Origin of the sequence: Pseudomonas sp. SJZ078, from assembly GCF_007828255.1 — a bacterium.
In the GTDB taxonomy this organism is placed as follows: Bacteria; Pseudomonadota; Gammaproteobacteria; order Pseudomonadales; family Pseudomonadaceae; genus Aquipseudomonas.
On record NZ_VIUG01000045.1, the window covers coordinates 21744 to 35724 of the forward strand.

12 protein-coding genes are annotated in these 13981 nt (G+C 61.9%); 3 read left to right on the plus strand and 9 right to left on the minus strand.

Annotation, left to right across the window (positions count from 1 at the left end; genetic code table 11):
* Positions 1-125: 125 nt before the first annotated feature.
* A complete protein-coding gene (locus FBY02_RS26015) occupies positions 126-479 on the minus strand; it encodes a hypothetical protein (RefSeq protein WP_144931132.1) in 354 nt (117 codons plus the stop codon).
* A gap of 417 nt (positions 480-896) precedes the next feature.
* Between FBY02_RS26015 and FBY02_RS26020 the strand changes: the two genes are divergently transcribed.
* Positions 897-5765, plus strand: coding sequence for an NAD-glutamate dehydrogenase (locus tag FBY02_RS26020; RefSeq protein WP_144931134.1), 4869 nt, complete (start codon positions 897-899; stop codon positions 5763-5765).
* 183 nt (positions 5766-5948) lie between these two features.
* On the opposite strand, the gene FBY02_RS26030 is transcribed toward FBY02_RS26020, so the two are convergent.
* The 3 genes from FBY02_RS26030 to FBY02_RS26040 all read right to left on the minus strand — a co-directional run bounded on the left by FBY02_RS26030 (position 5949) and on the right by FBY02_RS26040 (position 8509).
* Positions 5949-6353: a cupin domain-containing protein gene (locus FBY02_RS26030; protein WP_144931136.1), complete on the minus strand. Its 405-nt coding sequence runs from the start codon at positions 6351-6353 to the stop codon at positions 5949-5951.
* Positions 6354-6662: 309 nt separating this feature from the next.
* On the minus strand, positions 6663-6956 hold the full coding sequence (locus FBY02_RS26035; protein ID WP_041021156.1) for an antibiotic biosynthesis monooxygenase family protein: 294 nt from the start codon (positions 6954-6956) through the stop codon (positions 6663-6665).
* Positions 6957-7075: 119 nt separating this feature from the next.
* A complete protein-coding gene (locus FBY02_RS26040) occupies positions 7076-8509 on the minus strand; it encodes a PLP-dependent aminotransferase family protein (RefSeq protein WP_144931137.1) in 1434 nt (477 codons plus the stop codon).
* A 202-nt stretch (positions 8510-8711) separates the two neighbouring features.
* On the opposite strand from FBY02_RS26040, the gene FBY02_RS26045 reads away from it, so the two are divergent.
* On the plus strand, positions 8712-9152 hold the full coding sequence (locus FBY02_RS26045; RefSeq protein ID WP_144931139.1) for a carboxymuconolactone decarboxylase family protein: 441 nt from the start codon (positions 8712-8714) through the stop codon (positions 9150-9152).
* Between the two features lie 138 nt (positions 9153-9290).
* Here the strand turns inward: FBY02_RS26045 and FBY02_RS26050 are convergent, their stop codons facing one another.
* The 5 genes from FBY02_RS26050 to FBY02_RS26070 form a co-directional block, all read right to left on the minus strand.
* A complete protein-coding gene (locus FBY02_RS26050; protein ID WP_144931141.1) occupies positions 9291-9545 on the minus strand; it encodes a phage infection protein in 255 nt (84 codons plus the stop codon).
* A 194-nt stretch (positions 9546-9739) separates the two neighbouring features.
* Positions 9740-10531, minus strand: a complete 792-nt coding sequence (locus FBY02_RS26055; protein WP_144931143.1) for a transporter substrate-binding domain-containing protein — start codon at positions 10529-10531, stop codon at positions 9740-9742.
* An 85-nt stretch (positions 10532-10616) separates the two neighbouring features.
* Positions 10617-11267, minus strand: coding sequence for a TetR family transcriptional regulator (locus FBY02_RS26060; protein WP_144931145.1), 651 nt, complete (start codon positions 11265-11267; stop codon positions 10617-10619).
* 46 nt (positions 11268-11313) lie between these two features.
* Positions 11314-11946: a response regulator transcription factor gene (locus tag FBY02_RS26065; protein ID WP_144931147.1), complete on the minus strand. Its 633-nt coding sequence runs from the start codon at positions 11944-11946 to the stop codon at positions 11314-11316.
* Between the two features lie 31 nt (positions 11947-11977).
* The gene (locus tag FBY02_RS26070) at positions 11978-13339 is read right to left on the minus strand and encodes a cache domain-containing protein (protein WP_144931149.1); all 1362 of its coding nucleotides are present in this window, start codon (positions 13337-13339) and stop codon (positions 11978-11980) included.
* A gap of 322 nt (positions 13340-13661) precedes the next feature.
* On the opposite strand from FBY02_RS26070, the gene FBY02_RS26075 reads away from it, so the two are divergent.
* A partial coding sequence (locus tag FBY02_RS26075; RefSeq protein WP_306085257.1) for a carbon starvation CstA family protein occupies positions 13662-13981 on the plus strand: 320 nt, incomplete at its 3' end.

Genomic DNA, 13981 nt, shown 5'->3' on the forward strand with positions numbered 1-13981 from the left:
GACACGCCGAATTCGCGAGCAAGCCCGCTCCCACAGGGTTGTGAGGTGTCATCGGAAATAGCGGTCGCCACTAATCCCTTGTGGGAGCGAGCCTGCTCGCGATAGCGGCCGTGCAAACGCTGAAATCAATTCTGCCTGACGTAGGTCCCTACACCCCGGAGGATGTTCTGCAACGTCAGTTCCACCTCCGCCAGATCCGCTTCATCGGTGTCATGGCTGATTTCCAGCACGTCATCGCCATTGAGCGCATCGGCATCTGCCGCGGAGATTTCGATTTTCAGCAGGGTCGGGCCGAGGGTGACTTTCACCCCGTCCAGGGTCGACGGCTCGCCATCAAGGGCGATTTCCAATTCGTCTTCATCGGGGTAGCGGGTCATCAGGAACATTTCGCCCTGCAGGCTGTGGCAGCACAGCATGGCCATGTTGTCTTCTTCGTCGTCGCACGGGTTGGCGATCAGAAGGGTGGTGGTCATTTGCATCGGGACGGCTCCTGGCTCGATGAGCCTTGCGGGTGCGAGGAAGCGGATTTTGCCAGCCTGTGGGATTTACTGCGACCACATGCTTGATCCGTGCGCGATTTCACATCGTGAGGTGCCGATTGCTGCCCAGGCTGCTAGGGTTGTCGATGCAGAGCTAGCCGATGACCGAATATGTCGCAGCGCTGCAAGCAGGGGCCTTGTCGCACTCGTTAAGCTGCGCAACGGATGCGCACTTGCATGGGCGTTTCCTGCAGATGCCCATGATATGGAAATGGAATGTGACCTGCGGGTCTTGTCCAGCTTCACCCACCTGTCGTCCTGTTTCCTCTGCCCGAGAATCAGGAACAGGATGGCCGGCAGCCCGAAAGGGGCTGCACGACGCTTCCATCAATAACAAGCCCAAGCGGAGTACCACAGATGGCGTTCTTCACCGCAGCCAGCAAAGCCGACTTCCAGCATCAACTGCAAGCGGTACTGGCGCAGCACATCAGTGAACAGGCACTGCCACAAGTGGCGCTGTTCGCTGAACAATTCTTCGGCATCATTTCCCTCGACGAACTTACCCAGCGCCGGTTGTCCGACCTCGCCGGCTGCACCCTGTCCGCCTGGCGCCTGCTTGAGCGCTTCGACCACGCGCAATCGCAGGTTCGCGTTTACAACCCCGATTACGAACGCCACGGCTGGCAGTCGACCCACACCGCCGTGGAAGTGTTGCACCACGACCTGCCGTTCCTGGTGGATTCGGTACGTACCGAACTGAACCGCCGCGGCTACAGCATTCATACCCTGCAGACCACCGTGCTGAGCGTGCGTCGTGGCAGCAAGGGCGAGTTGCTGGAAATCCTGCCGAAGGGCACCCAGGGCGACGGCGTGCTGCAAGAGTCGCTGATGTACCTGGAAATCGATCGCTGCGCCAACGCCGCCGAACTCAACGTCCTGAGCAAGGAACTCGAGCAGGTACTGGGCGAAGTGCGCGTGGCCGTGGCCGACTTCGAGCCGATGAAGGACAAGGTCCAGGAGATCCTCACCAGTCTGGACAACAGCGCCTACGCTATCGATGCCGATGAAAAAAGCGAGATCAAGACCTTCCTGGAGTGGCTGGTGGGCAACCACTTCACGTTCCTGGGCTATGAAGAGTTCGTGGTCCGCGACGATGCCGATGGCGGCCATATCGAGTACGACCCCGAGTCGTTCCTCGGCCTGACCAAGCTGCTGCGCGCCGGCCTGACTGCCGATGACTTGCGCATCGAGGACTACGCCGTCAACTACCTGCGTGAACCGACGCCGTTGTCGTTCGCCAAGGCTGCACACCCGAGCCGTGTACACCGTCCGGCTTACCCGGATTACGTGTCGATCCGTGAAATCGACGCTAACGGCAAGGTCATCAAGGAATGCCGCTTCATGGGCCTGTACACCTCCTCGGTGTATGGCGAGAGTGTGCGCGTTATTCCGTACATCCGCCGCAAGGTTGCCGAGATCGAGCGTCGCTCGGGCTTCCAGGCCAAGGCGCACCTGGGCAAGGAGCTGGCCCAGGTGGTCGAGGTGTTGCCTCGCGATGATCTGTTCCAGACTCCGGTGGACGAGCTGTTCAGCACCGTGATGTCCATCGTGCAGATCCAGGAACGCAACAAGATCCGCGTGTTCCTGCGCAAAGACCCATACGGTCGTTTCTGCTACTGCCTGGCCTACGTGCCTCGCGATATCTACTCCACCGAAGTGCGCCAGAAGATCCAGCAAGTGCTGATGGACCGCCTGAAGGCCTCGGACTGCGAATTCTGGACGTTCTTCTCCGAATCGGTACTGGCCCGCGTGCAGTTGATTCTGCGGGTGGACCCGAAGAACCGCATCGACATCGACCCGCTGCTGCTGGAAAAAGAAGTGGTGCAGGCCTGCCGCAGCTGGCAGGACGACTACGCGAGCCTGGTCATCGAGAGCTTCGGCGAAGCCCAGGGCACCAACGTGCTCGCCGACTACCCGAAAGGCTTCCCGGCCGGCTACCGTGAGCGCTTCGCCGCGCATTCGGCGGTGGTGGACATGCAGCACCTGCTGAGCCTGAATGAAAAAAATCCGCTGGTCATGAGCTTCTACCAGCCGCTGGGCCAGGTGTCCGGCCAGCGCGAGCTGCACTGCAAGCTGTATCACGCCGATACGCCGCTGGCGCTGTCCGATGTCCTGCCGATCCTGGAGAACCTCGGCCTGCGCGTGCTGGGTGAGTTCCCATATCGCCTGCGCCACAGCAACGGCCGCGAGTTCTGGATCCACGACTTCGCCTTCACCGCCGCCGAAGGGGTGAACCTCGACATCCAGCAGCTCAACGACACCCTGCAGGACGCCTTCGTCCACATCGTCAGCGGCGATGCCGAGAACGATGCGTTCAACCGCCTGGTGCTGACCGCTGGCCTGCCGTGGCGCGACGTGGCGCTGCTGCGCGCCTACGCCCGCTATCTCAAGCAGATCCGCCTGGGCTTCGACCTGGGTTACATCGCCAGCACCCTGAACAACCACACCGACATCGCTCGCGAGCTGACCCGGTTGTTCAAGACCCGCTTCTACCTGGCCCGCAAGCTTTCCGGCGAGGACCTGGAAGACAAGCAACTGCGTCTGGAGCAGGCGATCCTCACGGCACTGGACGACGTCCAGGTGCTCAACGAAGACCGCATCCTGCGTCGCTACCTGGACCTGATCAAGGCCACCCTGCGGACCAACTTCTACCAGACCGACGCCCACGGCCAGAACAAGTCCTACTTCAGCTTCAAGTTCAACCCGCACCTGATTCCGGAACTGCCGAAGCCGGTGCCCAAGTTCGAGATCTTCGTCTACTCGCCACGGGTCGAAGGCGTGCACCTGCGCTTCGGCAACGTTGCCCGTGGCGGCTTGCGCTGGTCCGACCGTGAAGAAGACTACCGCACCGAAGTCCTGGGCCTGGTAAAAGCCCAGCAAGTGAAGAACTCGGTGATCGTACCAGTCGGTGCCAAGGGTGGTTTCCTGCCCCGTCGCCTGCCACTGGGCGGCAGCCGGGACGAGATCGCGGCCGAGGGCATCGCCTGCTACCGCATCTTCATCTCCGGCCTGCTGGACATCACCGACAACCTCAAGGATGGCGCCCTGGTGCCGCCGGCCAACGTCGTGCGGCATGACGACGATGACCCGTACCTGGTGGTGGCTGCCGACAAAGGCACCGCGACCTTCTCCGACATTGCCAACGGCATTGCCATCGACTACGGCTTCTGGCTGGGCGACGCCTTCGCCTCCGGCGGCTCGGCCGGCTATGACCACAAGAAAATGGGCATCACCGCCAAGGGCGCGTGGGTCGGCGTGCAGCGCCACTTCCGTGAGCGCGGCATCAATGTCCAGGAAGACAGCATCACCGTGGTCGGCGTGGGCGACATGGCCGGCGACGTGTTCGGCAACGGCTTGTTGATGTCCGACAAGCTGCAACTGGTCGCAGCGTTCAACCACCTGCACATCTTCATCGACCCGAACCCGGAACCTGCCAGCAGCTTCGCCGAGCGCAAGCGTCTGTTCGACCTGCCGCGTTCGGCCTGGACCGACTACGACACCAGCATCATGTCCGAAGGCGGCGGCATCTTCTCGCGCAGTGCGAAGAGCATCGCCATCACCCCACAGATGCAGGCGCGTTTCGACATCAAGGCCGACAAACTGACCCCGACCGAACTGCTGAACGCCTTGCTCAAGGCACCGGTGGACCTGTTGTGGAACGGCGGTATCGGCACCTACGTCAAGGCCAGCACCGAAAGCCACGCCGATGTCGGCGACAAGGCCAACGATGCGCTGCGCGTGAACGGTAACGAACTGCGTTGCAAGGTGGTGGGCGAGGGCGGCAACCTGGGTATGACCCAGTTGGGCCGTGTCGAGTTCGGCCTGCATGGCGGCGCCACCAACACCGACTTCATCGACAACGCGGGCGGCGTGGACTGCTCCGACCATGAAGTGAACATCAAGATCCTGCTCAACGAAGTGGTGCAGGCCGGCGACATGACCGACAAGCAACGTAACCAGTTGCTGGCGAGCATGACCGACGAAGTCGGTGGCCTGGTGTTGGGCAACAACTACAAGCAGACCCAGGCCTTGTCCCTGGCGGCCCGTCGCGCATTCGTGCGGATCGCCGAATACAAGCGCCTGATGAACGATCTGGAAGTGCGTGGCAAGCTGGACCGCGCCATCGAGTTCCTGCCGACCGAAGAACAGCTGGCCGAACGTGTCGCGGCAGGCCATGGCTTGACCCGTGCCGAACTGTCGGTGCTGATCTCCTACAGCAAGATCGACCTCAAGGAAGCGCTGCTCAACTCCCTGGTACCAGACGACGATTACCTGACCCGGGATATGGAGACCGCGTTCCCGGCAACGCTGGTGAGCAAGTTCTCCGAAGCCATGCGTCGCCATCGCCTGAAGCGCGAGATCGTCAGCACCCAGATCGCCAACGACCTGGTCAACCACATGGGCATCACCTTCGTCCAACGGCTGAAGGAGTCCACGGGCATGAGCCCGGCGAACGTGGCTGGCGCGTATGTGATCGTGCGGGACATCTTCCATCTCCCACATTGGTTCCGTCAGATCGAAGCCCTGGACCACCAGGTGTCGGCCGACGTGCAACTGGAGCTGATGGATGAGCTGATGCGCCTGGGCCGTCGTGCGACCCGCTGGTTCCTGCGCAGCCGCCGTAACGAGCAGAACGCTGCCCGCGATGTGGCTCACTTCGGTCCGCACCTGGCGGCGTTGGGCCTCAAGCTCGACGAATTGCTGGAAGGCCCGACCCGCGAAGGCTGGCAGACCCGCTACCAGGCCTACGTGGCTGCCGGTGTGCCGGAGCTGCTGGCGCGTATGGTTGCCGGTACCACGCACCTGTACACCTTGCTGCCGATCATCGAGGCGTCCGACGTCACCGGCCAGGACGCCGCCGATGTGGCCAAGGCCTACTTCGCCGTGGGCAGCGCCCTGGACATCACCTGGTACTTGCAGCAAATCAGTGCCTTGCCGGTGGAAAACAACTGGCAAGCCCTGGCTCGCGAAGCGTTCCGCGATGACGTCGACTGGCAACAGCGGGCGATCACCATCTCGGTCCTGCAACAAGGCGACGGCACTCAGGACGTGGAAACGCGCCTGGCACTGTGGCTGGAACAGCAGCAGGACATGGTCGAGCGCTGGCGCGCCATGCTGGTAGACATCCGTGCCGCCAGCGCCACGGACTACGCCATGTACGCGGTTGCCAACCGCGAACTGCTGGACCTGGCGTTGGCAGGTCAGATGGTCGTACCGGCCAACTGATCCGGCGTTGAATGAAAAAGCCCCGCATTGAGAGATGCGGGGCTTTTTTTGTGGGTTTTGTGTCGCCCTTCAATCCTGTGGGAGCGGGCTTGCTCGCGAAGGCGGCGGGCCAGCTTGCATTGATGTCGGATGTGCCGTCGCCTTCGCGAGCAAGCCCGCTCCCACAAGGGCTTGCGGCGTTGGTTAGTTTTTCAGCGGGATCAAGACCGCCTCCTTCTCACCCATCACCATGAACACCAGCAGCTTCGCCGGCTCGGTTGCACTGGCGTTTTTCGAGACCAGGTGCTCGGATCCCGCTGCTTCGTACCAGAACTCCCCGGCCTTGTAGGTGATCGCCGGTTCGCCTTTGACCTGGGAGGTAATGGCGCCTTCGAGCACGTAGGCCATGGCCGTGCCCTCGTGTTTGTGGGCGATGGACGACTGGCCTGGGGCGTAGTCGACGGTCAGCATCATGGCTTTCTTGCCCGGCAGGTTTTTCAGCATCTTTTCCTGCAACACCTGGACCTTCTCCGAAGGCGCGGTTTCGTGGGCGTAGACCTGGGCGACGGGTAGCAGGCTGAGGGCGGCGATCAGGGAGAGGGTTTTCATGGCAATGGCCTTCGTGGGTTTTGAGTGGATCCGCGTTGTCGCGGCGATGGATCCACCCTATGCGTGCTGGCGGGGCAAGCAAACGTCCAATCTTTCGGAAGGTCGGTAGACCAATTGGCCTATTACGGATTTGCAACTGACTGGACCGTAACCCTGTGGCGAGGGGATTTATCCCCGTCGGGCTGCGCAGCGGCCCCAAGATATTCGTGACGGCGCCTATCTGGCGAGTGCTGCGCACTCGAGCGGGGCGGTGCGACGTTTCGCTAAATCCCCTCGCCACATGGGGGCCGGCTCGGGAGCGTGGGCCGTTCAGACAATCGGGAAGCTGTTGAAATCCACGCTTCGGGCCAGGCGGTTGTCGATCAGGCCGATAAAACCCTGCACTTCGGGGCAGTTGAAGTGAGCCTGCATGGCCGCTTCCGATTGCCAGCGGGCACTGACAGTCCAGCGGTCGCCATCCACCGGACAGCGGTCGACCATGTAGGCGTCGCAGCCGGGCTGGGTGCGCAGGGTCTCGACGATTTGCTGCAACTGTCGGCCCAGTTCTTCCGAGCGACCGGCGGCGGCTTGCACCTGGACGGTATTGATCACTTGGCGAGACATTGTTCAGGCTCCTGAATCAAGTCGGACGGGTGTTCACAATCAACGACACCCATGCAGGATAGGCCTGCACGGGCGAACCTCAAACAGCCAATCGGCGGATAAGCGGGCAGTCCAATCCCTCAGGCGACCTGCTGCAGGATGTCCCGCAAGCGATCCAGGGCGATGTCGATGTCCAAGACTTCAATGGCACCAAAACCGAAGAACAGCCCCGGTCGTGGTGGCTCTTCGTTGAAAAAACCTTCAAGGCTGTACAGCCCGACCTCGACTTTTTTCGCCAGCTCGATCACCAGCGGCAGATCGATGGGTACTTTGCACAATACCGCCAGGTGGAAACCCGCGGTGGTGGGCACGGCTTCGAACCAGGGCGACAGGTCCCCGGCCATGCGCGCCAGGATCCGCTCGCGACGTCCGGCATACAAGGCATGGCAGCGACGGATGTGCTTGAGCAGGCAGCCTTCGGCAATGAACTTGGCCAGCGCCCATTGGGGCAGGGTGGAGGTGTGCTGGTCGGTGAGGCGCTTGGCCAGGATCACCGCCTCGAGAATCGCCGGCGGCAGGATGGCGTAGCCGAGCCGCAACTCCGGTAGCAGGGTCTTGGAGAACGTCCCGACGTACGCCACGATACCCCGTTCGTCCATGCTCTGCAGCGAGTCGGCGGGCCGGCCCTCGTAACGGAATTCGCTGTCGTAATCGTCTTCGATGATGATCGCGCCGAGCTCATAGGCCCGCGCCAGCAGAGCCTCGCGCCGGGTCTGGCTCAGGGGCATGCCCAGGGGGAACTGGTGGGACGGCGTGACATAGATCAGCCGCGTGCCGTCCGGGATCAGGTCCACCCGCATGCCCTGGTCATCCACCGGCACTCCGACCACCGTGGCACCGTGGGAGCCGAACAGCAATCGCGCCGGTGGATACCCCGGGTCTTCCATTGCCACCAGGCTGCCGGGCCGGGTCAATACCCGTGAGATCAGGTCCAGGGCCTGTTGCGCACCGTTGCACACCACCACGTCATCGTCCTGACAGTTGACCCCTCGGGAAAATGCGATGTGCCGGGCTATGGCATTGCGCAGTGCCGGCAGGCCCCCGGGTTGGCTATAGAAACCCTTGGCATTGGCGATCTGCCGCAGGGCATGGGCGGTGCAGCGACGCCAATCGTCCAGGGGAAACTGCCCTTTGCCGGTGGCGCCGCCGATGAAGTCGTAACGCAATGCGCTTTCGGGCGTCGGATGACGCAGCAGGTCCGGCATGCTGCGCCAGGCCTCGACGACGTCGGCCCCGGCCAGCTCGCGGTGGTTTTGTTTGCGCGTGACCCTGGCCGGCCGCGCATTGACGTAGGTGCCCTTGCCGACGATGCCGGTCAGGAAGTTCTCGTAGGTCAGTTGGGCGTAGGTGTCGGAAACGGTCTTGCGCGAAACGCCTAACTGTTCAGCGAGCAGGCGACTGGGTGGCAGCTGTGTGCCCGCCGCCAGGCGACCGCTTTCGATAGCGCTGCGCAACTGTTGATACAACTGACTTGTCAGGTCCTTGCGGCCGTTGATGACGACATGAAGTTCCATACCCGCGGGCTCCTGGACTATCGCCTGATGGCAGCGTCAAAGCTGCAAGATTACCTGCATTGTGCATTTGGATAGAAGTTGCGTAGAGAAAATCCGGCAGATTGGCCAGGCGCACAGTGGTCCTGGTTTTTTCGAGCAATTGGACCTGTCGCCGACGGCCTTCAGGTTTTACCGTGCAAGTATCCCTGTCATGGAGCCCGACATGAGCCAGCGTCTGGATTACTACAGTGCGTCCCCCGGGGCGATGAAAGCGATGATTGGCCTGGAAGCGCTGACCAGCCGCTTGAGTATCGAACCGGCGCTGCTGCACCTGATCAAGATCCGCGCCTCGCAACTCAATGGCTGTGCCTTCTGCACGGACATGCATTCGGTGGATGCACGACGCCTGGGCGAGACCGAGCGGCGCCTGTACGCGGTGGCCGTCTGGCGTGACAGCGGCTTCTTTACTGACCGCGAGCGGGCTGCCCTGGCTTGGACCGAGGCGGTGACGCTGGTGGCCCAGAGCCAGGTGCCGGACGAAGTCTATGCCCAGGCCCGTGCCTGCTTCAGCGAGGAGGAACTGGTGGACCTGACGATGGCGATCAGCACCATCAACAGTTGGAACCGGTTGGCGGTGAGTTTTCGCCAGCGTCCCGGTGATTGAATCTGTAAGTTGAGTGGTGCCTGGTCGGCCGCTTCGCGAGCAGGCTCGCTCCCACAGGGATGGCGGTGAATGCAGGGTAATGTCGGGGCCGCAGCGCACGGCGGGGCCCCGGAGAGGTCAAGCCAGGTTCGGCACGATCTAGGCGACGGCCGCAGCGTTGCGCTCACGCAGCTCCTGCAAACGATCGGCCCCGCCTTCAGCTACACGATTTTCCATCAGGCGGTCGGAGCCACCTTCGGCTACGCGATTCTGGATCAGGCGATCAGACCCACCTTCGGCCAACTGATGCACCGGCGCACCGCTGTCTGTTGCCGAAGCGATATTCGACAGGCCGAAGCCGCCAACCAGTGCCAGTACGATTGCCAGGGACGAGGCTTTTGGGACATTGAACATGGTGATTCTCCTTGCGTTTGATTGAGTGGACCGTGCAACGGGTGTGTCGCTGCTATCCGGTGTGCACAGTTAAACGCCCGGGTGTATCACTGGTGTGTGCCTGAAAACCTCGAAAACGGCAGTTTCGTATCAAACTGCCGTTCATATACAGACCGATACAAACTTCCATGCCGTCATCGTCGGCCTGCACTGCGTCACTGGGCCTCGGGAACCGCCAGCCATTGCCCGATGATTTTCTGGTAGCTGCCGTTCGCCTTGCTCAGGTGCAACCACTGATCAACGTACATTTTCCAGGTGGTGTCGTCCCGAGGCAGCAAGTATGCCTTCTCGCCGTATTGCAGGTAGTGGGTCGGGTTGACGGCGCACAGGCCAGGCTTGAGTTTCTGCTGGTAGAGCGCTTCCGAGGCGTCGGTGATCATCACGTCGGCTTTCTTGTCCAGCAGTTCCTGGAAGATGGTCACGTTGTCGTGAAAGCTCAGCTGGCCCTTGGGCACGAAGGCGCGGACGAAGGCTTCGTTGGTGCCGCCAGCTGGCTCCACCAGGCGTACCGAAGGCTGGTTGATCTGCTCCAGGGTCTGGTAGCGCGACTGGTCTTCGCAACGGACCAGTGGGATCTTGCCATCCACGTCCAGGGTGTTGCTGAAGTAGGCTTTCTTCTGGCGCTCGAGGGTCACCGAGATCCCACCCATGCCAATGTCGCATTTGCCCTCGGTCATATCCGGCATCAGGGTCTTCCAGGTGGTCTGTACCCACTGGACCTTGACGCCCAGGCTTGCGGCCAGGGAGCGCGCCATATCGGTGTCGATGCCTTCGTATTCGCCACCTTCGTTTTTGTAGGTGTAGGGCTTGTAGTCGCCGGTGGTGCAAACCTTCAACTCACCACGCTGCAGGACCTGGTCAAGGTGCGAAGGCGCCGGTTCGGCCTGGGCGCCGCAGGACAGTGCCAGCAGGCCACATAAGGTCATTGTGTTTGTTATATTTTTCATCGGGGCACACGTCTCGCAAGGGAAGGGGACAGGACGGGGCAGTGTAGTAAAAGTATTTGCGAACTGTCACGGGCACGTCGGCTACTCAAGGCGCGGTCGCTTCGGGTCGTTGCTGGAGGCTTTCGAGGTAGGCGCAGAACATATCGGCCATGGCGCCGGCATAAATCTCAATTTCTCCAGGCGAGCGCGGTGTGATCGAAAATTGCTTTCCCACCTTGCTTAGGGTCGTGATGATCAGGTCGCCCGCCAGGCTTCGGGTTTGTGCAGAGGCGGCCGGCAGCACCTCCAGCATGAAGGTGTCGACCGACTGCTGGACCGCCACCCGTGCCGCCCGGGCCTCGGGGGCATCGCGGTAGAGCGGGGCGGCGTCATCGAGCGCGCCACGCATCTGGGCCTCGTCGCATTCGGACTGGACAAAGGCCCTGACAAGGCTATGCAGCCGCTCGAAAGGCGGCCTCACCTGATCGTCAAGAATCCCGCGCAGCATGTCGCTGGTTTGCCGCCACTCATCACTTTGCAGGCGGAACAGGATAGCCGCCTTGTTCGGGAAGTACTGATATATCGATCCGACGCTGACACCGGCTCGCTCGGCCACGCGGGCCATGGTGAAGCGCGAGGCGCCCTGGCTCGCCAGAACCTGGACAGCGGCCTCCAGAATGGCTGCGACGAGCTCGGTGGAACGCACCTGCTTGGGCTGTTTGCGCGAGGAAATCTGCGGGCTTGGGCGTTCAGACATGGAGGCATCAACCTCGGAGGGGAATGCGATTTAACCTCACAGACCCCTATCGGGCAATGATCCCATGGTCGATCGCGTACTTCGCCAGGGCCGCGGGTTTGTCGATGTTGAGCTTGCGGCGGATGCTCAGGCGGTGGGTCTCGACGGTGCGCACGCTGATGTCCAGCTCGCGGGCCATCTCCTTGTTGTTGAGCCCCTGGACCATTTTGAGCAGCACCTGGCGCTCACGGGGTGTCAGATCGTCATCGGTGTCGGGGGCAGTGGCGAGCCGCTGGGCGATCTCAGCGCTGTAGAAGGTGCCGCCGCCGATTATGGCCTCGATGGCGGCGATGATCTCCCGTGAAGGTGCATTTTTGAGAACGTAGCCGCTGGCTCCGGAGCGCACCGACTCGCTCACGTACTCATGATTGTCGTACATGCTCAGGATCAGGATCTTGAGGCCGGGGTACTGTTTGCCCAGCAGGCGGGTCAATTCAAGCCCGTTCATGTCCTTGAGGCCGATGTCCATCAGCAGCAGGTCCGGCTGGCAGCGCCCGACCATCTCGATTGCCTGCGCGCCGTTCTCGGCTTCGCCCACCACGTCCAGTTGGGGCATGACGGACAGCAAGGCGCGGATGCCATCGCGGACCAGGGAGTGATCGTCAACCAGCGCGACGCGGATCGCAGGGGGCAGGTTCATCGGCAAGTGCTCTTGGTGTAAGGAGGGCGCATCAGCTTTCCGTGGCCGACAGGTCCATGGGCAACAAGACGTCCAGTTCACTTCGCCCCGGTGTCGACGTCAACTCCAGTCGCCCGCCGAAATGTTCGACCCGTTCGCGGATGTTCCGCAGGCCGATGCCGGCATGGCCACGTTCGACCTGCGGGACGTTGAAGCCCATTCCGTCATCCACCACCGTCAGGCGCAAGGATTGAGCCGAGCCAAACAAGGTGATCGCGACACGTTTCGCCCCGGCGTGGCGTTCGATATTGGTCAGGGCTTCCTGGGCGATGCGGAACAACGAGACCGGGGCGCCATTCTCCAGCCGGCAATCGAACTCATTGCATCGGTAGGACACCTCGAGCCCGCTGCGTTGTTCGAATTCCGCCGCGAGCTGGCCGATGGCGGCGGGCAGGCCCAGGGTGTCGAGCAGGGAAGAGCGCAAGTCGTGGGAGATGCTGCGGATTTCACCGATGGCTTCCCCCAGTCGATCCGTTGCGTTCTTGAGGATGCCCAGGCCGTTTTCCTGACCGTTTTCGAGCACATGACTGGCCAGCTCGAACTGGAACTTGATCGACACCAGCAACTGGCTGATGCCATCGTGGAGTTCGCGGGACACCCGCGAGCGTTCCTCCTCCTGCAAGCTGACAATACGCTGGTTCAGCCGCTGCAGCTTTTTGTCGGCCAGGCGATGCTCGCTCACGTTGAGGGTCATGCCGCCGGCGAAGACCAGCAGGACCGCCACCAGTGCGATGGCGGCAATGGCCTGCATGGTGGTGTGGATGCCATGGGCGACTTCGTCGCGCGCCTGTTGGGTGGCGCGCTCGACATCTTCCAGGTAGATCCCGGTGCCGAGCATCCAGCCCCATCGATCCAGCATCACCACGTAGGCCAGCTTTTCGGTCACCTGGCCGGAGGAGGGCTTGTTCCAGGCATAGCGCTGGAAACCTTCGCCGGACTCGGCGCTCTTGATCAATGCCTGGATGACAGGCAGGCCGTGGGGGTCTTTCATGTCCCAGAGGTATTTGCCCACCAGTTCCGACTGGCGCGCGTGCATCAGGCTGCGGCCCTGACGGTCATAGACGAAGAAATAGCCGTTGATGCCGAAGCTGAGCTTGCGCAGCTCTTCGAGCACCTGTTGCTGTGCGCGTTCGTCGCCAAGGCCGCCGTTGTACAGCGGAGCAATCAGGCTCTGCGCCATCTCGACATAGTTCTTCAGCTCGGCGCGCTTGCTGGCGAGGATGCTGTCTTCGATCAGTTGCGCCTGTTGATCGCCCAACTGGCGGTTGAGCGAGATCACCAGCGCGCAGATGACGGCAATCGCCAGGACCAGGGGCAGGATCCCGAGGGCGACGATTTTGTGTTTGAGCAGCATCTGTACTCCTGCCAGGGCCTGACGGGGGGAGGTGGATGGTCGGCATCATATGCCAAACCCATGCTCGCTCAAATCCTGCTGATGCGAAGTCCAGGACTTGTGGGAGCGGGCTTGCTCGCGAATGCGGTGTGTCAGGTAGAGAGCATGCCACTGACACACCGCATTCGCGAGCAAGCCCGCTCCCACGGAGAGCAGTGCGTCTACGTAGTACTACGGATTTATTTATTGACGTCGGACAGGGATATTGGGCCCGCTCCGAATAGCCGGGGCACACTATAAAAACAATCGCCGCAGTCCACTGGACCTCGGCAGGAGACACGCAATGACAACCCGTCTGGTTAAACACCTCGCCTGGTTTGCCGTGGCTGTTCTGGGAGCCTGTGCGTTGAGTGTCGTGGCTTTGCGCCGCGGCGAACCCATCAACGCCCTCTGGATCGTCGTCGCAGCCGTCGCGATCTACCTGGTCGCCTACCGCTACTACAGCCTCTTTATCGCCAACAATGTGATGCAACTCGATGCGCGCCGGGCCACCCCTGCCGTGCTCAATAACGATGGCCTGGACTTCGTCCCGACCAACAAGCACATCCTCTTCGGTCACCACTTCGCCGCCATTGCCGGCGCGGGGCCGCTGGTCGGGCCGGT